General features: G+C 55.9%; 19 protein-coding genes. 4 read left to right on the forward strand and 15 right to left on the reverse strand.

What is annotated here, in order from left to right:
- Positions 1–42: 42 nt before the first annotated feature.
- Positions 43–1,176 (reverse strand): LPS export ABC transporter permease LptG, encoded by a 1,134-nt coding sequence (lptG, locus tag BM205_RS16845; protein ID WP_092416027.1) that lies wholly within the window; start codon positions 1,174–1,176, stop codon positions 43–45.
- Positions 1,173–2,336 (reverse strand): LPS export ABC transporter permease LptF, encoded by a 1,164-nt coding sequence (gene lptF / locus BM205_RS16850; RefSeq protein ID WP_092416110.1) that lies wholly within the window; start codon positions 2,334–2,336, stop codon positions 1,173–1,175. The genes lptG and lptF overlap by 4 nt, the downstream gene beginning before the upstream one ends.
- A gap of 37 nt (positions 2,337–2,373) precedes the next feature.
- Between lptF and BM205_RS16855 the strand changes: the two genes are divergently transcribed.
- Entirely contained in the window at positions 2,374–3,897 is a 1,524-nt protein-coding gene (locus BM205_RS16855; protein WP_092416028.1) for a leucyl aminopeptidase, read from the forward strand.
- A 99-nt stretch (positions 3,898–3,996) separates the two neighbouring features.
- On the opposite strand, the gene xth is transcribed toward BM205_RS16855, so the two are convergent.
- Positions 3,997–4,764 carry an exodeoxyribonuclease III gene (gene xth, locus BM205_RS16860; RefSeq protein WP_092416029.1) on the reverse strand — a complete coding sequence of 256 codons (768 nt, stop codon included), beginning with the start codon at positions 4,762–4,764 and terminating at the stop codon, positions 3,997–3,999.
- Positions 4,765–4,995: 231 nt separating this feature from the next.
- Here xth and BM205_RS16865 point away from each other — a divergent pair, with 231 nt between their 5' ends.
- Together BM205_RS16865 and BM205_RS16870 are read left to right on the forward strand one after the other, a co-directional pair.
- A complete protein-coding gene (locus BM205_RS16865; protein WP_371326504.1) occupies positions 4,996–5,448 on the forward strand; it encodes a MarR family winged helix-turn-helix transcriptional regulator in 453 nt (150 codons plus the stop codon).
- A complete protein-coding gene (locus tag BM205_RS16870) occupies positions 5,445–6,752 on the forward strand; it encodes an MFS transporter (RefSeq protein WP_092416030.1) in 1,308 nt (435 codons plus the stop codon). Before BM205_RS16865 ends, BM205_RS16870 begins: the two co-directional genes overlap by 4 nt.
- 10 nt (positions 6,753–6,762) lie before the next feature.
- Here the strand turns inward: BM205_RS16870 and BM205_RS16875 are convergent, their stop codons facing one another.
- The 11 genes from BM205_RS16875 to glnA form a co-directional block, all read right to left on the reverse strand.
- On the reverse strand, positions 6,763–7,401 hold the full coding sequence (locus BM205_RS16875) for an esterase/lipase family protein (RefSeq protein WP_092416031.1): 639 nt from the start codon (positions 7,399–7,401) through the stop codon (positions 6,763–6,765).
- 6 nt (positions 7,402–7,407) lie between these two features.
- Positions 7,408–7,665 carry a hypothetical protein gene (locus tag BM205_RS16880; protein WP_092416032.1) on the reverse strand — a complete coding sequence of 86 codons (258 nt, stop codon included), beginning with the start codon at positions 7,663–7,665 and terminating at the stop codon, positions 7,408–7,410.
- A 65-nt stretch (positions 7,666–7,730) separates the two neighbouring features.
- Complete coding sequence (locus BM205_RS16885; protein ID WP_092416033.1) at positions 7,731–8,621, reverse strand: RluA family pseudouridine synthase; 891 nt, start codon at positions 8,619–8,621, stop codon at positions 7,731–7,733.
- Positions 8,621–9,112 (reverse strand): arsinothricin resistance N-acetyltransferase ArsN1 family B, encoded by a 492-nt coding sequence (locus BM205_RS16890; protein WP_175511302.1) that lies wholly within the window; start codon positions 9,110–9,112, stop codon positions 8,621–8,623. Before BM205_RS16890 ends, BM205_RS16885 begins: the two co-directional genes overlap by 1 nt.
- Before the next feature lie 83 nt (positions 9,113–9,195).
- Positions 9,196–11,139 (reverse strand): propionate--CoA ligase, encoded by a 1,944-nt coding sequence (locus BM205_RS16895; RefSeq protein WP_092416034.1) that lies wholly within the window; start codon positions 11,137–11,139, stop codon positions 9,196–9,198.
- Positions 11,140–11,166: 27 nt separating this feature from the next.
- On the reverse strand, positions 11,167–12,618 hold the full coding sequence (locus tag BM205_RS16900; protein ID WP_092416035.1) for a bifunctional 2-methylcitrate dehydratase/aconitate hydratase: 1,452 nt from the start codon (positions 12,616–12,618) through the stop codon (positions 11,167–11,169).
- Between the two features lie 151 nt (positions 12,619–12,769).
- Positions 12,770–13,174 carry a hypothetical protein gene (locus BM205_RS16905; RefSeq protein WP_092416113.1) on the reverse strand — a complete coding sequence of 135 codons (405 nt, stop codon included), beginning with the start codon at positions 13,172–13,174 and terminating at the stop codon, positions 12,770–12,772.
- A gap of 354 nt (positions 13,175–13,528) precedes the next feature.
- On the reverse strand, positions 13,529–15,064 hold the full coding sequence (gene ntrC / locus BM205_RS16910; RefSeq protein WP_092416036.1) for a nitrogen regulation protein NR(I): 1,536 nt from the start codon (positions 15,062–15,064) through the stop codon (positions 13,529–13,531).
- A 92-nt stretch (positions 15,065–15,156) separates the two neighbouring features.
- Positions 15,157–16,239: a nitrogen regulation protein NR(II) gene (gene glnL, locus BM205_RS16915; protein WP_092416114.1), complete on the reverse strand. Its 1,083-nt coding sequence runs from the start codon at positions 16,237–16,239 to the stop codon at positions 15,157–15,159.
- Positions 16,240–16,488: 249 nt separating this feature from the next.
- The gene (locus tag BM205_RS16920) at positions 16,489–17,013 is read right to left on the reverse strand and encodes a DUF4124 domain-containing protein (protein WP_254783930.1); all 525 of its coding nucleotides are present in this window, start codon (positions 17,011–17,013) and stop codon (positions 16,489–16,491) included.
- Between the two features lie 230 nt (positions 17,014–17,243).
- Complete coding sequence (gene glnA, locus BM205_RS16925; protein WP_092416037.1) at positions 17,244–18,659, reverse strand: type I glutamate--ammonia ligase; 1,416 nt, start codon at positions 18,657–18,659, stop codon at positions 17,244–17,246.
- Between the two features lie 434 nt (positions 18,660–19,093).
- Here glnA and BM205_RS16930 point away from each other — a divergent pair, with 434 nt between their 5' ends.
- Positions 19,094–19,558 carry a rhodanese-like domain-containing protein gene (locus tag BM205_RS16930; protein ID WP_092416038.1) on the forward strand — a complete coding sequence of 155 codons (465 nt, stop codon included), beginning with the start codon at positions 19,094–19,096 and terminating at the stop codon, positions 19,556–19,558.
- A 49-nt stretch (positions 19,559–19,607) separates the two neighbouring features.
- Here BM205_RS16930 and BM205_RS16935 read toward each other — a convergent pair whose 3' ends face one another.
- A complete protein-coding gene (locus BM205_RS16935) occupies positions 19,608–20,072 on the reverse strand; it encodes a GNAT family N-acetyltransferase (RefSeq protein WP_092416039.1) in 465 nt (154 codons plus the stop codon).
- Between the last annotated feature and the right edge of the window lie 5 nt (positions 20,073–20,077).

Consider the following 20,077-nt stretch of genomic DNA (forward strand, 5'->3'; position numbering starts at 1 on the left):
CTCCAAACAAAACGTGATGCGGCGCCACCTAGTGCGGCTTAACTACTGCCGCTCAATCTTCCACAAAGCGCCGATGGCAATCAACAGGAAGATGGTACTCGGCAAGGCTGCCGTGAAAAAGGGCGGCCAGGTATTGAGCAAGCCGAGATGCGAAAACAGCGTGTTGACCAATTGAAAGCTGACACCGATCATGATACCGGTAAATATCTTCAGGCTCACGCCACCGGTACGGAAATGCAGATAGGCAAACGGCAAGGCCAACGCCATCATCACGAGTACCGACAAGGGATACACCAGTTTTTTCCAGAACGCGATATCGTAGCGCTCGGAGTGCTGGTTGTTCTCCGCCAGATGCCGGGAATAAGCCCATAAATTGTATGCCGACATATGGTCCGGGTCGGCAAACAGTACCGACAGGATCTCCGGCGTAATTTCCGAAACCAGGTCTTTGGTCGGGAATTTCTTGATGCCGATCGAACCGGTAATCTCTGCCGTCGACGTACCGTTGACGAAATCGGTTTGCACCACATCATCCATGCGCCAGACATGCTGGCCCTGATATTCAGCCTTGCCGGCCTGAATCTGCGCGGTCATGTGCAGGTTGCGGTCAAACTCATACAGTTTGACGCCGACCAGCTGGCCGTCCGGGCGAATCTCGCCGATGTTGATAAACCGCGAGCCGACGATATCGCCGCTGGTGCCATCGGCTCGTATCACATCCTTGCTCCACAAGCCGGTCTTGAATTTCTGTGAAATCGAAGAACCCTTGGATTGCAACTTCACCTTCTCGGCAATTTCCGCGCTTTTAGGTGAAACAAATTCGCCGATCAATACCGTCGCCACCACAAACAGCAGACCGATCTTGAGCAGGATCTTGGCGGTCATCATGGTCGACATGCTGGAGACCCGCATGATCGTGAATTCGGACCGTGCAGCGAATTGCGACAAGGTGTAGATGGTACCGATCAGCGCGGCAATCGGCATCAGTTCGTAGGCATAGCCCGGCATGCCCAGCACGACGAAAAGGAAAGCGTGCTGCAATTTATAGCCGCCGCGGCCAACCGACGGCAATTCGTTCATCAAGTCGAAGAATGCGAACAGCGCCAGAAACGCTGCCAGCGTGAACAAGACGGAACGAACAATCTCGGAAGTAAAGTAACGCTGCAGGACCTTCATGTTGCCGCCGTATTCTTGTTCTGATTCTTGTTCGAATTCTTGTCTTTAAGCAGGCGCGCGTGCTTGATCGCAGACCACATCACCAGCGGATGGCAGCGGCTATTAACGTTCAGGCGCCACAGGAACAGCAAGCAGATGATGATCAGCGCCACCAGATGCATCGGCCACCAGGCAAATCCGAACGACATACGGCTTTGCACTACTGCGGCCTGGAAGATATTGGTCACGTTGCTATAAGTAATGAACAGCAACAGTGCAATCAGCAAGCTGGCCGAACGCCCCACCCGCGGATTCACAAAGCTGAGCGGTATGGCCAGCAACATCAGGCACAACGCCATGAACGGCAGCGACAAACGCCATAGCAACTCACCCATATTGAAGCCGTTGCGATCTTTTAATAAATCTGCCGTCGGCAATGCACGTGCCGATTTGTCGCCATTCACCGCTTGTGAATTACTGGCCACCAGCACGCCGTAACGCTCGAATTCCATGACTCGGAATTCGTTCTGGCTGGAGAGGACATCATAGCGGCGCCCTTTCGACAAAATCAGGAATTTATCGCCATTTTTATCCAGCTCGATATTGCCTTCCTGCGCTACCACGATGCTGTTCTTGCCGTCTTGCTGGGTATTCACGAAGACATTTTTCACCTTGCTGCTATCACCGGAAAATCCCTCCACGAAGAAGACCCGGTTAGCGGCCGCCGACTCTTGAAACTTGCCGGGCGAAACCCGGGAGATGTCTTCACGCTTCTCGAAACGCTCACGGTATTGCGCGCTCTGGCTGTTGGCCCACGGGGTAGCCACAAAACTCAGGACGGCAGTCAGGGCGATGATGGGCAGGCCGAACAACAATACCGGCCGGATCCAGCGCACCAGGCTCAGGCCGGATGCAAACCAGACCACCATTTCCGAGTCTTGATAGCTGCGCGTAACCACCAGCAGCACCGAGATATAGCCGGTCAGGATCAGCAGGATCGGCATGTAGTTCAAGGATTGGAAACCGATCAGCGCGACCACGTCCTGAGACGCAATCTGTCCTCCGGCTGCTTGTCCCAGAATCTTGATCAGCATCACCGTGATGATAATTGTGAAGAGCGTAGTAAAAACTGCACCGGCGGTGCTAATTAATTCGCGTCGGAGTGCGCGCTGAAAGATCATTGGGGAATATAATTGCGGATCAAAAAAGGAGTAAGTGATGGACTTTAGCATAAAAACCAATGACGCAAAAACCTCAATTGCCTCTCTGAAAGCTGGCTGTATCGCAGTCGGGATCTATGAAAACAAGAAACTTTCGCCACAAGCGCAAGCTCTTGACAAATCTGGTGAAATCACTGCTGCACTGAAGTCGGGGGATATTTCCGGCAAACCAGGCTCCACCCTGTTGCTGCGCAAGGTCGCAGGCGTCGCCGCTGAGCGCGTCCTGTTGATCGGTCTCGGCACGGACGGCGAGCTGAGCGACAAGGTCATGTCGATGGCAGCCTTGTGCGTAGCGCGTGTTCTGTCGACCCTGGGCGGCAACGATGCCTTGCTGGCATTGCCGTTCGACGGCATAGCCAAGCAAACCCCGGAACGCGACCTGGCGTGGGCCATTCGTAACAGCATCCTGGTGCTGCGCGAGAACAGCTACCGCTCGGACACTCTGAAAAGTAAGAAAGAGACAACATTATCCGGCATCAAGAAGATCGCCTTCCTGGTCGCGACCGCCCAAGCCGCGGTTGCCAAGGAAGCTATGGCGCAAGGCCTGGCGCTGGCCAACGGCATCGACCTGACCAAGGAACTGGGAAACCTGCCCGGCAACGTCTGCACCCCGACTTACCTGGCTAACACAGCCAAGAAGCTGGCCAAGGAATTCAAGCTGACAGTCGAAGTACTCGACCGCAAACAGCTGGAAGCCTTGAAGATGGGCAGTTTCCTGTCGGTTGCACGCGGCGGCGGCGAAGCGCCGAAATTCATCATCATCAAGCATCTGGGCGGCAAAGCCAAAGATGCGCCGACGGTATTGGTCGGCAAGGGCATCACCTTTGACACCGGCGGCATCTCGCTCAAGGGCGGTTCCGGCATGGATGAGATGAAATACGACATGTGCGGCGCCGGTTCGGTGCTGGGCACAATGCGCGCCATCGCTGAACTGAAGCTGAAATTGAATGTGATCGGCGTCATCCCTGCCACCGAAAACATGCCATCCGGCACCGCCACCAAACCTGGCGACATCGTCACCTCCATGTCGGGCCTGACTATCGAAGTCTTGAACACCGATGCCGAAGGCCGCCTGGTGCTGTGCGATGCACTGACCTACGTCGAGCGCTTCAAACCGGCTGCCGTGGTCGATATCGCGACACTGACCGGTGCTTGCGTGACTTCGCTCGGCCACCATAACTCCGGACTGTTCACCCGTCACGACAGCGCGCATGATGCGCTGGCGAACGAGTTGCTCAGCGCCGGCAAGGCGACCGGCGACACCGCATGGCGCATGCCTATCGAAGATAGCTACCAAGAGCAGCTGAAGTCGAATTTTGCCGACATGGCGAATATCGGCGGCCCTGCCGGTGGCAGCATTACCGCAGCCTGTTTCCTGGAGCGTTACACCAAGAAATACACCTGGGCCCATCTGGACATCGCCGGTACGGCATGGAAGAGCGGCGCAGCCAAAGGCGCAACCGGACGGCCGGTGGCTTTGTTGACCACCTTCCTGATAAATCGCGCTGCTGCAGCCAAGTAATCGGTAGATAGCAAAAACAAAAGGGCTGTTGGCGTTTATGCGCCAACAGCCCTTTTTTTACGTAGGTTGGGCACAAATGCGTGCCACCCTACGCGGCGTTTAATCCAGCGTAGCGATTACCGGCGCATGATCAGACGGCTGCTCCCATTTGCGCGGCACTCTGTCGATCACGCAAGCGCTGCACCGCGACGCCAACGGTGGTGACAGCAGGATATGGTCGATCCGCATGCCGCGGTTCAGGCGGAATCCCATCTGCCGGTAATCCCACCAGCTGAACAGTTTCTCCGGCTGTTCAAACATGCGGAATGCATCGGTCAGCCCCAGTCCCTGCAAGCGGACAAATGCGGCGCGCTCAGGCGGCGACACCAGGTTCTGCCCGACCCATGCAGCCGGGTCATGGACATCGCGATCTTCGGGCGCAATATTGTAGTCGCCCATCAAGGCCAGTTTCGGATGTTGCTTGCACTCGTCCTGCAACCAGTCGTGCAAGGCGTCCAGCCAAGCCAACTTGTATTGATACTTCTCCGTATCAGGCGCCTGGCCGTTCGGAATATAGGCGCAGACAATCCGCATACCGTCGATAGTGGCGGCGATGATCCGTTGCTGCAGGTCTTCATAGCGCGGGTTGTTCTTGACGACGTCGGTAATCGGATGGCGCGACAGGAGGGCCACCCCGTTATAGGTCTTCTGGCCGCTGAACGCCACGTGATAGCCCGCTGCCTCGATTTCCGCCGCGGGGAATTTGTCGTCCGTCAGCTTGGTTTCCTGCAAGGCCAATACGTCCACCGGGTTATCGGCCAGCCATTGCAGCACTTGTGGCAAGCGCACCTTGAGGGAGTTGACGTTCCATGTCGCTATTTTCTGCATATTCGATTTCTTCACTAAATAGGGTATTTGTGCTGCCTCAAGTTGATGAGGCATTGCTGATTTCTTTCCACCTTCGCACTTTACACCAAGCGGCGGCGATTTCCCGCCGTTGGAATCCGTTAGATCCCCAGATCAAATTACAACAAGCCAGTTGACATCTGCTGAATTTTATCTATAGTATGCATATACATGGATGTATATGCATTAATTTATAGCTGAGCAGGAAATTACATGATGAATAGTCAATGCAGTTGCTCGACGCTGCGGCAGCTGACCCGCAAGATGACGAATATCTACGATCATTACCTTGCCGCCGACGAGCTCACCATCAGCCAGTATTCCTTGCTGGCCCGGATCGGTAAATATGGCCCCATCGGTGTGATTCCGCTGGCTAACAACATGGGCATGGATCGCAGCACGATGAGCCGCACTCTCAAACCCTTGATTGCAGCAGGCTGGATAGAGACAGTCGATCTGCCGCTGGAAATGCTGACAGACAAGCGCTCGTTCGGCGTCAGCCTGAGCACCGATGGTCAGCGCAAGTGGCAGCAATCGATGCCTAACTGGCGCAAGGCACAAGATGTAATCAATACGATATTGGGCGACCAGACGCATCAAGCCCTGATGAATCTGGTCGATGACGCAAACGCAAAATTTGAACAAAACGAAAACGCCATTTTATGAACCGGACCATACAAGCCATCATGTCGCGCACACGTTTCAGTTACGTGTGGATCATCGTCGGCATCACTTTCCTGGTGTTGCTGGCCGCTGCCGGCATCCGCGCCACGCCATCGGTGATGATCCTGCCGCTGGAACATGAATTCGGCTGGAGCGTCACTACCATCTCCTTCGTCATCTCCGTCAATATCGCACTGTACGGCTTGATTGGACCATTTTCGGCGGCCGCCATGCAGCGCTACGGTATCCGCCCGATCGTGCTGGGGGCGCTGGTGTTGCTGGCGGTCGGTACTTTCCTCAGTACCTTCATGACCATGCCGTGGCATATGGTGCTGGCCTGGGGCATCCTGGTGGGAGCCGGTAGCGGCGTCGCCGCCAATACGTTGGCTGCAACGATCGTCAGCCGCTGGTTTGAAACCCGCCGCGGCCTGGCGATGGGCTTGCTGACGGCCAGCTCCGCCACCGGCCAGATGGTGTTCCTGCCGTTGATGGCTTACATGGTCGAGCATTACGGCTGGCGCTCGGTCGCCATCCTGGTGGCCAGCGTAGCGGCGTTGGCGATCCCGCTGGTGGCGATCTTTTTGCCGGAACGTCCGCAAGATATCGGCATGAAACGCTACGGCCAGTTTGAAGAACTACCGCCAGACACTGCCAGCAAATCCAGAAATCCATTGACGATCGCGTTCCAGGCTTTGGGCAAAGCGGTCAAGATTCGCGATTTCTGGCTGCTGTTCTTCAGCTTCTTCATTTGCGGCATGAGCACCAACGGCTACATCGGTTCGCATTTCATCGCCATGTGCGGCGACTATGGCATTACAGCTGTCGGCGGCGCCAGCATCCTGGCTGCGATGGGCATGCTGGATCTGGTCGGCACTACCATGTCCGGCTGGCTGTCGGACCGTTATAGCCCGCGGGTGCTGCTGTTCTGGTATTACTGGTTGCGCGGCGTGGCCTTGATTTTCCTGCCGCATGCATTCGGCCTCAGCTATTTCGGACTACCGGTATTCGCCTTGTTTTATGGATTGGACTGGATCGCAACGGTACCGCCCACTGTGCGTTTGGCGAATGATGTATTCGGCCGCCTGGCTGCGCCTATCGTGTTTGGCTGGATCGTCGCCGGCCATCAACTCGGCGCCGCCAGCGCCACCATGCTGGCCGGCTCGCTGCGTAACAGCCTAGGCAGCTATACCCTATCGTCGGTGCTGATGGGCGCGGCTTGCATCGTGGCAGCGGTAATGGTGCTGCGCATCAAAGGCCATCACGCCGGTGGCGATCTGATACCGGCAAGTCCGGTGTTGAGCCGCTAACCGCTTATGGCTATGCGCGTGAATTCACGGCAGCCACGATATCGCTGGCCACCTGACGTGAATTCATGATGACGGTATGGATAGTCGGCAGCAGCTGCACCGGTATCGTGCCCAGCTGCACCTCTTTCACCGACAGGATGCCATCGTTCGGCTCATCGCCGAACGGCATCCAGCTACCGCGCGGACCTTTGATGCCGGCATACACGCGCAACGGAATATCCGGAACCGGCAAGCTATCCATGAAATCCTGGCGTGCCAGCAACTGCCCCATTTCGCCTGTCAGCAACCGGAACAAACGCCACTGCGCCAGCTTGATCGCATAGCTGGAGGCCATGGTCGGCGGCGCCAGGAACACGCCCAGCTCGGGCGCCCGCGCCAGGTGCGGCAATACGGCACGTGTCAGCACGCAACCAAGCGAATGGCCAATGATGATGAAGCGTTGGTCGCCGACGCGGGCCGTGATGAATTTACTGAGCCGTTCGACGCAGGGCAGCCAGCGTTCAAACGCGGCCGAATAAGCGAACAGATGGGTGGTGATTCCTGCTGCGCGCAGCCGTTTGGCGAGCAACAGCATCGATACCGGCGTGCGCCCCATGCCATGCACCAGGATGGCGTGTACGGTTGCACTATCGGGCCGGCGGCCGTCCATTGCGCGTTACTCTTTCTTCTGCAACTGCTTTTCAAATGCAACGTCGAGTTTGCTGACGCGCTTCGGTTTTTGCGGGCCGTAAGCATTGACGAACCTGACAAAATCATCCAGCTCCAACGCCTCGCTCAAGCGGATCGGCGCATCAAAACCGGCGTTCTGCGTCAGGTAAAACAATTCCTCTGCGGTCCTTACCATCGAGTACCGGACATCGGTGCTACGGGCATTGAGACGTTCTACCGCCGCTGTGGCTCGAGTTGATCTCATCGCGCTCTCCTGATATTCCTGATCTTTATCATCTTTGTCATCTGTTCCAACAATCTTCAATTTCGTTACAGTTCGCGCTGACTTGTGAAGCGCCGCGGCCGCCCGTCCAGCGGATCGACGAAAGCAATTTCCCGCGCCAGCAACTTCAAGGGCGTCGACAGATCATCGCCTTTGCAGGGATACACATCGGGATAAAAGGCATCGTTGATAATCGGTATTCCCAATGCTGCCAAATGTACGCGCAGTTGATGTTTCTTGCCGGTCAGCGGGCGCAGGCGGTACAAGCTGCATGTCGCGCGCCGCTCGATCAGCTCGATGCGCGTCTCCGAATTCGGCTCGCCCGCCACTTCCTGCATGCGGAAAAACGGCGTGCCCTCCACCATGCGGCTGCGATACACCAGCGGCAATGCCAGATCCGGCGCGGTCGGCGCCAACGCCTCATAAGTCTTGTCGACCAGACGTTGCTGGAACAACGACTGGTAAGCGCCGCGGCTGCCGATGTCGTGGGAAAAAATCACTACACCGGCAGTTTCCCTATCCAGGCGGTGGATCGGCGTCAAATCTGCCAGGCCGGTTTTTTTCTTAAGTCGTACCAGCAAAGTCTCGTGCAGAAAACGCCCGCTCGGAATCATCGGCAGAAAATGCGGTTTGTCAGCCACCAGTATCCGCTCATCCTGGTACAAGATGGTTTCTTCAAACGGAATCGGCGTCTCGGCCGGCGGCTCGCGATAATAGAAAATACACATGCCACGCCGGTAAGGACTATCCGGCATCAAACGCAAGCCATTGCCGTCGACTACCTCGCCGCGCGCCATGCGGGCTACCCAGGTAGCGCTATCAATGGCGGGGAAACGCTGTATCAGAAATGCCAGCAAATTCGGCCATTCGCCGACCGGCAGCCACAGATAGCTTGGTGCGACGCCATCCACAATTGGCAACGGCGATGGCTGCGTCATCACAACACCCGTTGCCAATAACCTACATCGATCCAGCGTTCGAATTTTTTACCGACTTGCGCGAAGTGCGCCACTTTTTCAAAGCCCATTTTTTCGTGCAACGCGATGCTGGCAGCATTTGGCAAGGCGATACCGCCGATCACAACATGCACCGGCAACTTCTTTAATTCGGCGATCAAGGCGCGATACAGCGCACTACCGAATCCCTTGCCACCCGCTGCGGGCGACAAATATACAGAAGCCTCGACGGCATGCTGGTAAGCCACGCGCGCACGCCATTTGGTGGCGTAGGCATAACCGAGAATCTTTCCATCCTCGACACATACCAGCCAGGGAAATTGGGAGGTTATATCGAGGATGCGATGTCCCATTTGCTCGGGCGTCACCGTTTCGGTTTCAAAACTGATGACGGTATCGAGGATATAAGGATTGTAGACGTCGCAAATGGCGGCTGCATCGGCGATAGTTGCCGGGCGAATGATGTGGGTCATGGCTATATGTCAGGTTACTTGGGCGAATGCACAATCATACCGTGCAATCGCCGTGCCAGGCAGCCGCCATCAAATAGACAACATCAGGCGAGCAAGGCATCCTTGATCTGCTGCAAGGAAGACGGATCTTCAATGGTCGGCAAATCTCCTGGATCGCGTCCCTCGCAGATCGCCTGGATGGAACGGCGCAGCAGTTTTCCGGAACGGGTTTTCGGCAACAGCCCGACCACATACACCCGCGCCGGCCGGCCGAGGCTGCCGATCTGCTTGTCAACCACACGCATGATTTCCGCTTCCAGCGTGGCCCGTCCCTGTGCCGTATTGTCGGCAACCTTGGGAATCACAAAGGCCACGGCCACCTGCCCTTTCAGCTTGTCTTCGACACCGACCACGGCCACTTCAGACACGTTCGGGTGGCTGGAAATACTTTCTTCTATTTCGCGCGTGCCAAGCCGATGACCGGCGACATTGATGACATCGTCGGTGCGTCCGAGAATGAAGTAGTAACCATCGTCATCGCGAATTCCCCAGTCGAAGGTCGAATAGACCGCGCGTTCGGAGCCAGGCAAATGCGTCGCCCAATAGGTATCGATACAACGCCGGTCGTCGCCATAGATGGTTTGCATGCAGCCCGGTGGCAATGGCCATTCGATCACGACCACGCCCTTTTCATTGGCGCCGCATAACTCGCCGGTGGTCTCGTTCAGCAGTTGTACTTTGTAGCCATACATCGGCACACCGGGGCTGCCTAATCTGCTCGGCTTGTTTTCGATGTTCTTGGCGATCGTCATGATCGGCCAGCCGGATTCGGTTTGCCAATAGTTATCGATGACGGGTACGCCAAGGGCCGCGGAAATCCAGCTGGAAGTAGTTTCATCCAGCGGCTCTCCGGCCAGGTATAGCGCCTGCAGGGACGACAGGTCGTATTTCTGCATCAGCTCCGGCGGCTGCTTTTTCAGCACCCGGATCGCGGTCGGCGCCGAGAACATCCGCGTCACCTTGTACTTCTCGACGATACTCCACCAGATGCCGCCGTCAGGGCGGACCGGCAAACCTTCATATAGCACCGTCGCCATGCCCGCGATCAAAGGCCCATACACGATGTAGGAATGGCCGACCACCCAACCGATATCGGAGGTGCAGAAAAATGTGCCGCCCGGCTTGCTGCAAAAGATGGTGTCCATGGAGGTGGCCAGCGCCACCGCGTAACCGCCGACATCGCGCTGCACGCCCTTTGGCTTGCCGGTGGTGCCGGAGGTGTACAGGATATAGGAAGGCTCGTTCGATTCCAGCCAGGCTACCGGTACCTTGGCGTCGATGTGACGTTGGCGTTGCTCCGCATAATCGACATCCCGCTCCGCCACCACCTCCATTGGCGCCAGGCCGCGGTCAACCAGCAACACATGCGCCGGCTTGTGTTGCGCCAGCTTGATCGCCTCGTCCAGCAAACCCTTATAAGCAATCACTTTGCCGCCGCGCGAACCGGCGTCGGCGGAGACGATCAACTTCGGCGTTGCGTCGTCAATCCGGCTCGCCAGGCTGCTCGAGGCAAAGCCGCCGAACACCACTGAGTGAATGGCGCCGATGCGGGCGCAAGCCAGCATGGCAAACGTCGCCTCGGCAATCATCGGCATGTAGATCAGGACACGATCGCCGCGGCCCACGCCTAGCGCCTGCATGATGGCTGCAGTGCGATTGACTTCCGCCTGCAGCTCGCGAAAGGAATAGGTTTTTTCAGTATTCGTCTCGGTCGAAATCGCAATCAGGGCGGGTTGGTCGCCACGCGTTGCCACCCAGCGATCGACTGCGTTGTGACACAGGTTGGTGGTGCCATCGACAAACCATTTGGCGAAAGGCGGCCGGCTGTCATCGAGTACCCGCGAGAACGGATGGTGCCAGTCGATCCGCCGGGCTTGCTCGGTCCAGAATGTCGATGGATCGGTGATCGAGCGTTGGTAAAAGGTGGCGAAACTCATGCTGTCTCCTCGCTTCTTGAAAGAATCGTCGGGTGGGTATTTTTTTCCCACGTATTTTTATAAGGTTACGCATGGACTTTATATCACATACAAATCGAGATACTCATTGACCGCCATGTCCTCCAGTTTTTTCTGATCAAGCGAAATCTCCAGGATTTTTTTCTGCTGCTTGAGCGACAACTGGCGCGCCAGGTTGATCTTGAACTTGGCTTCCAGCAGCGGGATACCTTCCTTGCGGCGGCGTGCATGGCCGATCGGGTATTCGACCACGATTTCCTTGAGCTTCTTGCCATCCTTGAATTCAACCGTCAAGGCATTGGCGATCGAGCGCTTCTCAGGATCGTGGTAATCCTTGGTGAATGCCTTGTCTTCGACACAAACGATCTTGTCGCGCAAGGCGTCGATACGTTTATCAGATGCGATCTTGTCTTCATAGTCGCCAGCGGTCAGGCGGCCGAAAATAAGCGGCACCGCGACCATGTACTGGATGCAGTGGTCGCGGTCGGCCGGATTGTTCAGCGGACCTTTCTTGTCGATGATACGGATGCAGGCTTCGTGGGTACGGATCGTGATCTGCCTGATCTCCTCCAGCGGTTTGCCAGCCTTGACCAACGCGGCATGCAAAGTCATGGCAGCTTCGACTGCGGTTTGCGCGTGAAACTCGGCCGGGAAGGAAATCTTGAACAGCACGTTTTCCATGACATACGACGCGTACTTGCGCTGGAACCTGAACGGCTGGCCTTTGAACAGCACGTCGTAAAACCCCCAGGTCTTGGCCGTCAGCACCGATGGATAACCCATTTCGCCGGTCTTAGCGATCAAGGCCAGGCGCACCGCGCGCGAAGTAGCATCGCCGGCAGCCCAGGATTTGCGCGAGCCGGTATTCGGCGCATGGCGATAGGTGCGCAGCGACTGGCCGTCGACCCATGCCAGCGACACCGCGTTGAGGATTTCTTCGCGTGTCAGGCCCATCATCTCCGCTACCACCGCGGTCGACGCCACCTTGACCAGTACAACATGATCCAGGCCGACCTTGTTGAAGGAGTTTTCGAGCGCGATACAGCCCTGGATTTCGTGCGCCTTGATCATGGCGGTCAGCACGTCTTTCATCTTCAACGGCTTCTTGCCGGCGGCGATGGCGTTGCGCGAAAGCCAGTCGGCGGTGGCCAGGATACCGCCCAGGTTATCCGATGGATGCCCCCATTCCGCTGCCAGCCAGGTATCGTTGAAATCCAGCCAGCGAATCATGGCGCCGATATTGAACGCAGCCTGGATCGGGTCGAGCTGGAATGACGTGCCCGGCACTTTGGCGCCGTTTGGCACCACGGTGCCAGGAACGACCGGCCCCATCAGTTTTTTACAGGCCGGGTACTCTAACGCTTCCAGGCCACAACCCAAGGTATCGATCAGACAGTTGCGTGCGGTGTCATAAGCGACCTTGGATGTGATCTTGTACCCGGTCACATAATCGACGATATCGATCAGCACCTTGTCGTATTTTGGACGGACGTTGGAGATGTGGGCGGACATTGTTTTCCTTGTCAGATGAGAATTGAAGCCAGAAATGAATCTGTTACGCCAACATCCGTTGCACCAGCATCTGTTACACCAACCTGATCAACCCAATAAGTAATGCTTACAATACTCTTCTCACAAACCCCGGCGCCGCAAACTCAAGGACTCAGCGCACCTTGCATTCGTTAGCCAGCTGCTGCCCCTGCCTGGAATTGAGCAGCATCGACTTGGCTGGAATCTGGATCCACACCAGGCCGCTGGCCTTATCTTCCAGCCGCACCGCGCCGGTGGTAGTGCTGACCGTAGTCATCGGGTAGCTGCGCCCTTTCCATGTCAACTTGACTTCACCATTGGCGGTATTGGCGACATCAACCCGGTTACTCAATTCGCAATAAAAATTACCGGTAACCAAACTCGCTGTCGGCGTCGGCGCAAGGTTCAAGACATTCGGCAAGGTCGCTTCCGGCTTGGTGTCAGCCAGTGGCACGCTGGAACCGCATGCTGCCAGCAAGGCGGTAAGTGTTAAAGCTGAAGCAATACGGTAAGAATTCATTACGTTAAAAGCAGTCATGTTGTCCCGGCCCCAAGGCGATAAGTAAGCAAATAAGCATGCAAAGCCCCCGTCGTTGATAACCACGAGGAAATTCGTTGGCTCGCCCTAACGTCCGCATTGCCATTTTGCACACAGACGTTATTTGCGTTCGCCAATCGAGACAAATTTTAAATCTTCTGCGGCCATAAAATTCACCGACAGACGAATAATCTTATTGTCTGTCTGTTGTTCGTTTGTAGGTAATTATGTGCGCGAACTGCGCAATCTGATGGAACTGAGGATCGGGTTGAGATTCGGCAGCACGCTGCCCGCCGCGTAAATTGCGGAAACAACAAGACCGCGGGGCGCGGCCTTGCTTTGTCTGTTCCGGAGTCAATCGTCCTTGGCGCCGGCTATGCCTAATTCCTGAATTTTGCGCGTGATGGTATTGCGTCCGATGCCGAGACGTACCGCGGCATCGTTCTTGCGCCCATGGGTATGACGCAATGCAATCTTGATCAAAGCCGATTCAAATTGCCGGCCCAGCACATCCATCACGTCGGCGTCGCCATTGCTGAGCATTTGCGCGGCTTCCACCTCCAGCAAAGCGATCCAGCTCTGCTTTTCGTTTTGCATCTCGCCACTGACGGCGACTTGCCCAAGCGGCGTCGACGACGATGCATCGGGATAATGCGTGGCGGCGACTGGCGCTGCAAGATGCGGGTCGAACGCTACCGGCCGGTTTGCCGGGCTTTCCAGCTGCAGGCTTTGATCGCGGCCGCCAACCAGATCTTGCGGCAAATCCTTGACCTCGACAGTCTGGCCGGGCGCCATCACGGTAATCCAGTTGCACAGGTTTTCCAGCTGACGGACGTTGCCCGGCAAGTCCAGGCCGCTCATGAAACGCATGGCGTTATCGGATACCCGCTTGCTTTCAACACCAAGTTGCTTGGCGCTCTGGCTAAGGAAGTAGCGGGTCAGGATCGGGATATCTTCGCGCCGCTCGCGCAAGCTCGGCAGACGCAGCCTGATCACGTTCAAACGATGATACAAGTCTTCCCGGAACAAACCTTCCCGGACCCGGATCTCCAGGTTCTGGTGGGTCGCGGCGATAACCCGGACGTTGGCCTTCAACGACTGGTGGCCGCCCACCCGATAGAAATGGCCGTCCGACAAAACCCGCAGCAACCGGGTCTGTAAATCAAACGGCATGTCGCCGATTTCATCCAGGAACAGGGTGCCGCCTTCGGCTTGTTCAAAGCGGCCGCGGCGCGATGCCTGGGCGCCGGTAAATGCGCCGCGCTCATGGCCGAACAGTTCCGACTCCAGCAAATCCTTCGGAATCGCCGCGGTGTTAAGGGCGATGAACGGCTGCGCCGCGCGCGGGCTATGCTTGTGCAGGGCACGCGCCACCAGCTCTTTACCGGTGCCCGATTCGCCGGTGATCAGCACCGTAACATTCGATTGCGACAAGCGACCGATGGCGCGAAATACATCCTGCATCGCCGGTGCCTGTCCCAGTATCTCCGGTGTCTCGGCAGACGCTTGCTCGACATTCGCTTCGCGCAAGCTTTCTTCCAGCGCACGCCGGATCAGTTCGACCGCCTTGTCGACATCGAACGGCTTGGCCAGGTATTCGAAGGCGCCGCCCTGAAATGCGGCAACCGCGGAATCAAGATCGGAAAAAGCGGTGATGATGATCACCGGTACGCCGGGGAACTTGGCTTTGACGGTTTGCAGCAACTCCAGGCCGGACGCGCCCGGCATGCGGATATCGGAGACCAGCACCTGCGGCGTGCTCGATTGCAACGCTTCGATTGCATCGCGCGCATTAGAGAAACTCTTGGTACTCAGGTTTTCGCGGGCCAGCGCTTTTTCAAGCACCCATCGAATCGATTCGTCGTCGTCAACAATCCAGATTGGTTTCATGTGGTTTCTGCTGCGTCAAGAACGCAGTCCTTTAAACTGTTTGTCATCGCGATGAAGCCGCACTATCAACTTGCCCATCTTGCAGGCAGGCATCAAGGTAGCGGTATCAGAATTCTGAAATCTGTATATCCCGGCCGGCTTTCGCATTCGATGACACCCATGTGCTGCTGCACAAAGGTTTGCGCCAGCGTCAAACCCAAACCGCTGCCGCCATCGCGTCCCGATACCAGCGGATAGAAAATGCGTTCCTGAATCTCGGCCGGGATGCCAGGTCCATTGTCGATGATATGCAAGTCTAGTGCCAGCCGGTAACGCACCTTGGCCAAGGTCACCTGCCGCACTACCCGACTCTGGAAAATCAGTTCGGCATCGCCCGCTTTGATACGTTCGCTCAGGGCTTGTGCAGCGTTGTGGGCAATATTCAAAATCGCCTGGATCAGTTGTTCCTTGTCGCCACGGAACTGCGGAATCGACAGATCGTAATCGCGCTTGATGCTCAAGCCGCTCGGAAATTCAGCGACGATCAGGCTGCGTACCCGCTCGCACACTTCATGGATATTGACGTCGCCGACGATCTGCGCCAACCGGTGCGGCGCCAGCAGGCGGTCCACCAGGGTCTGCAGGCGATCGGCTTCCTTGATGATGACTTGCGTGTATTCGCGCAATTCCTTGAGGTGGCGCTCCGGCAACTCCAGCTCCAGCAACTGGGCGGCGCCGCGGATGCCGCCCAAAGGATTCTTGATTTCGTGCGCCAGGTTGCGGATCAGCTCTTTGTTGACCTGGCTCTGGTCGATCAGGCGTTCCTCGCGCTCCAGCTTGAGTTGCTGCACATTTTCGCGCAGCTCGATCAACACCGGCATGTCGGGATTGTCGAGCGCGGTGACGATGGTGTCGACCCACAATGGTTCGCGCCCCATGCGTTCCAGGATCAGGTCCTGGCGCGAATCGTCGAATTGATGTTGCAGCGCTTGCTGGTAAATCGCAATCAGCTGCTCCGGATTCAGGAACAGGTCTGACAGGGTCTGCTGTAACAGCAAGCGGCAGGAGCTTTCCAGCAGATTTTCCGCGGCGGCATTGGCAAATACCAACCTGCCATGCTGATCCAGCACGAGTACCGCAGACGCCAGCAGATCCAGGCTGGCAAGTGCGTTCCGTTCGGTGATTTTTATTGACATCCTGGCATCCTTATTAAAAAGCCCGATCCAGGCAGACAGTGGCGCCTCGACGTCATTAACACTATCTTCGTGATTGAAATGGTGCATTTTCCGAGCATAACAAGCTTTGTAAGCAATGTCGGTGGGTAACATGCAGGATCGCCACATTATGGTGCGTCCGGCTCATGCGTTATCTTAAACCGGATAGGCAAAAATAAAGGCCGCAGTAGCGGCCTTATGGATTAAGCAAGGTTGATACCATGCGCGGTATTACTTGAGATTCGACAGTTCCCGGTTGAGGGCGTCGATATTTTTCTCGCTGCGGGCAATATCTTCTTTCATGGATGCCACCCGTTCCTGATACTTGGCGTAATTGCGTTCGTTGCCTTGCCGGTCCGGCGTGCCATCGTTGTAGTCTTTCTTGAGATTGGCCAGGCGCTCCTGCTCACTCTTCATCTCATCCTGCAAGATCTGGCGGCGATCGTTGTCGCGCGCCTTTTGCGTGCCGTTATCCACCTTCGGGAAATCGGACGGCGTCGATGCCGCGGGCTTGCTCGAAGCCGCGCCTCCGCCCCCGCTCGACTTGCTGGACGACGTCACAGTCAACGGCGGCAAACTGACGCGTTTACAGCCCTTGGTATCGCCGGTGTTCTTGTATTCCTTGACGCCGTTCTGGTCAACGCACAGAAACACTTCGCTTTGGGCGCGCACGGTGGCGCTGAACATGCCGCCAAACATGCTGGCCGCTGCCAACAGCAGGAATCCCCGGGAAAAACGCAACAGTGGACGCTTCATAGACTTTCTTCGCAATTCAATCGTCAATCGAGACGCTAGTTTATGTCAAGAAACTTGCAATGACAAACGATCCTACACAATATAAATTACTAAATTACGATACGCCGATAAAGAAAACAAGCATGCAAAAAAAACAAAAGGACAGGAAAAATCTCCCGTCCTTTTTATCTTGCCGGTCAGCCTTGCGCAAGGCAAGGCAGGCCTTCAAAACTTACGAATTAACTTATGACTTATACCGAATAGTACATGTCGAATTCGATCGGGTGGGTTGTCATGCGGTAGCGTTGAACTTCCTGCATTTTCAAGTCCAGGTAAGCATCGATCATGCTGTCGCTGAATACGCCGCCACGGGTCAGGAACTCGCGATCCTTGTCCAGCGCTTCCAGAGCCTCTTCCAGCGAAGCGCAAACGGTAGGGATCAGTTTGTCTTCTTCTGGTGGCAGATGGTACAGATCTTTCGATGCTGCTTCACCCGGATGGATCTTGTTCTGCACGCCGTCCAGACCGGCCATCAGCAATGCCGAGAAGCACAGGTACGGGTTAGCCAGCGGATCCGGGAAACGGGTTTCGATACGACGGCCCTTCGGATTCGCAACGTGCGGAATACGGATCGAAGCCGAACGGTTACGTGCCGAGTAAGCCAGCTTGACCGGTGCTTCGTAACCTGGAACCAGACGCTTGTACGAGTTGGTGCCTGGGTTGGTGATCGCGTTCAGTGCCTTGGCGTGCTTGATGATGCCGCCGATGTAGAACAGCGCGAATTCGGACAGGCCTGCATAACCGTCGCCAGCGAACAGGTTCTTGCCGTCTTTCCAGACCGATTGATGCACGTGCATGCCGGAACCGTTGTCGCCAACGATAGGCTTAGGCATGAAAGTAGCAGTCTTGCCGTAGGTGTGGGCAACGTTCCAGATCACATATTTCATGTTCTGGGTCCAGTCGGCGCGCTCAACCAGAGTCGAGAACTTGGTGCCGATTTCATTTTGGCCGGCGCCAGCCACTTCGTGGTGATGCACTTCAACCGGGATGCCCAGCGATTCCAGGATCAGGCACATTTCCGAACGCATGTCCTGGAAGCTGTCGACTGGAGGTACTGGGAAATAGCCGCCCTTGACGGTTGGACGATGGCCGGTGTTGCCGCCTTCGAGCTTGGCGCCGGTGCTCCATGAAGCTTCTTCGGAACCGATCTTGACAAAGCAGCCCGACATATCGGAACCCCAACGGACGTCGTCGAAAATGAAGAATTCTGGTTCTGGACCGAAATAAGCGGTGTCGCCCAGGCCGGAAGCTTTCAGATAGGCTTCAGCGCGCTTGGCGATCGAACGCGGGTCGCGGTCGTAGCCCTTGCCGTCGGATGGTTCGATCACGTCACATTGCATGAACAATGTGGTTTCTTCCATGAACGGGTCGATGTTGGCGGTGTTCGGATCCGGCATCAACAACATGTCGGAGGCTTCAATACCCTTCCAACCAGCAATAGAAGAACCGTCAAATGCATGACCCGACTCAAATTTATCGATATCGAAATGAGAGACCGGAACAGTTACGTGCTGCTCCTTGCCTTTGGTGTCAGCGAAGCGAAAATCAACGAATTTGACTTCGTTGTCTTTTGCCATTTTCAAGACTTCTGCGGCCGTCATTGCCATGTGAATCTCCTAAAATATGAAAGTACTGCAATTTAAATTGTGTGACCTGCTCAGGATCTGTTGCACGCGGATCTCAGCGTCGCAGTAACATCATGGACAGGTAGTGAGCATCCTCAGACCGGACAGCAATTCAGTACGACCAGAACTCAGTGCAGGATGATAGCAGAATCCATGCCACCATCCGTTTGGGAAATAATGCTTATTTGGTTTAGTAATTAGCTTGCAATTCGCTTGTTTAGAAGGCTTTATTTACCTTTTTACATGGTTAGCCTTGCCATTGGAGCAATACTGAATCACCAAACAGGTGCGACGAACTTTGAGAGCACCATTTTTGTGCATGCACCTGAATAAATCATGGATTAGCACCAATTTAGTGCGATTGAAATTTAAATAAATCATCATCACGGAAACCAACATTTCGCAGGAGAAATTCCATGACTAGCAGCAACGAAATACTGACCACTGCCAAACAACGTGGTCAAAATGATCATCTCCCCTATGCCGGCGCCGTCACGCCGAACGAGGCCTTCTCTCTATTGGAGAGCGATGTCGCCACAATCCTGGTAGATGTCCGCACCAATGCTGAACGCGACTGGGTTGGCCGGGTGGCGATCCGCGAGCCGCAGCACGCCGCGGTGCAATGGTCGCAATATCCGGGCGGTGTGCAGAATCCTGATTTCCTGGCGCAACTGGCGCAGGTTGCGGAAAAAGGAACGCCTTTATTATTCCTGTGCCGCTCGGGCGTGCGCTCGCAACATGCGGCCAAGCTGGCCACCGAAAACGGCTACAGCAATTGCTTCAATATTTTGGAAGGTTTCGAAGGCGACAAGGATAACAATGGCCATCGCAAAAACGTCAATGGCTGGTGCAAGGCCGGATTGCCTTGGTCGGGTGCTTGAGGAGTTTTTTTCAGGCTGAGAAAGCAGTTCAGTTACAACCATTCCGGATTCATGCTTTTTGATAGGCAAGTATCCGGTTCTCATATTTCTGGTCTTCGAATACGTGCCAGGCAATACCGATGTCGACGAAGCCATAGGCGCGGTAAAAGGCCAGCGCCTGACCATTGCCGGCCCAGGCCGTCAGCCAGAGCCTGGCGCCGACGCTGTCGATCGCGTGCCCTAACAGCGCGCGGCCGATACCGCGCCCGTGAAAATGTTCCTGGACGTATAGCGTGTCGACCTCGATCCCCCCGAAATTATTTTCCTCGCAGCGCGAATCCAGATCAAGCAGGATATACCCAAGCAGATTTTCTCCGTCCACTTTCACAAACAAGCAGTAATCGGGATCGGCGATGATCTCGCGGAAATACGCCGGCGTAAAAGTCGACAGTACCTCCCGCGCCAGGTCGTCGCTGACGCCTTCGGTGGCATAGGTGTGCAGCCAGACCTGGATAGACAGCGCGGTTAGGCTCATGCAAT

The organism is Collimonas sp. OK307 (assembly GCF_900113705.1).
Taxonomy (GTDB): Bacteria; Pseudomonadota; Gammaproteobacteria; order Burkholderiales; family Burkholderiaceae_D; genus Collimonas.

Excerpts from the sequence above, each read along its gene's own strand:
- lptG (WP_092416027.1), bottom strand. The coding sequence starts at position 1,176 with ATGAAGGTCCTGCAGCGTTACTTTACTTCCGAGATTGTTCGTTCCGTC.
- lptF (WP_092416110.1), bottom strand. The coding sequence starts at position 2,336 with ATGATCTTTCAGCGCGCACTCCGACGCGAATTAATTAGCACCGCCGGT.
- BM205_RS16855 (WP_092416028.1), top strand. The coding sequence starts at position 2,374 with ATGGACTTTAGCATAAAAACCAATGACGCAAAAACCTCAATTGCCTCT.
- xth (WP_092416029.1), bottom strand. The coding sequence starts at position 4,764 with ATGCAGAAAATAGCGACATGGAACGTCAACTCCCTCAAGGTGCGCTTG.
- BM205_RS16865 (WP_371326504.1), top strand. The coding sequence starts at position 4,996 with ATGATGAATAGTCAATGCAGTTGCTCGACGCTGCGGCAGCTGACCCGC.
- BM205_RS16870 (WP_092416030.1), top strand. The coding sequence starts at position 5,445 with ATGAACCGGACCATACAAGCCATCATGTCGCGCACACGTTTCAGTTAC.
- BM205_RS16875 (WP_092416031.1), bottom strand. The coding sequence starts at position 7,401 with ATGGACGGCCGCCGGCCCGATAGTGCAACCGTACACGCCATCCTGGTG.
- BM205_RS16880 (WP_092416032.1), bottom strand. The coding sequence starts at position 7,665 with ATGAGATCAACTCGAGCCACAGCGGCGGTAGAACGTCTCAATGCCCGT.
- BM205_RS16885 (WP_092416033.1), bottom strand. The coding sequence starts at position 8,621 with ATGACGCAGCCATCGCCGTTGCCAATTGTGGATGGCGTCGCACCAAGC.
- BM205_RS16890 (WP_175511302.1), bottom strand. The coding sequence starts at position 9,112 with ATGACCCACATCATTCGCCCGGCAACTATCGCCGATGCAGCCGCCATT.
- BM205_RS16900 (WP_092416035.1), bottom strand. The coding sequence starts at position 12,618 with ATGTCCGCCCACATCTCCAACGTCCGTCCAAAATACGACAAGGTGCTG.
- BM205_RS16905 (WP_092416113.1), bottom strand. The coding sequence starts at position 13,174 with ATGACTGCTTTTAACGTAATGAATTCTTACCGTATTGCTTCAGCTTTA.
- ntrC (WP_092416036.1), bottom strand. The coding sequence starts at position 15,064 with ATGAAACCAATCTGGATTGTTGACGACGACGAATCGATTCGATGGGTG.
- glnL (WP_092416114.1), bottom strand. The coding sequence starts at position 16,239 with ATGTCAATAAAAATCACCGAACGGAACGCACTTGCCAGCCTGGATCTG.
- BM205_RS16920 (WP_254783930.1), bottom strand. The coding sequence starts at position 17,013 with ATGAAGCGTCCACTGTTGCGTTTTTCCCGGGGATTCCTGCTGTTGGCA.
- glnA (WP_092416037.1), bottom strand. The coding sequence starts at position 18,659 with ATGGCAATGACGGCCGCAGAAGTCTTGAAAATGGCAAAAGACAACGAA.
- BM205_RS16930 (WP_092416038.1), top strand. The coding sequence starts at position 19,094 with ATGACTAGCAGCAACGAAATACTGACCACTGCCAAACAACGTGGTCAA.
- BM205_RS16935 (WP_092416039.1), bottom strand. The coding sequence starts at position 20,072 with ATGAGCCTAACCGCGCTGTCTATCCAGGTCTGGCTGCACACCTATGCC.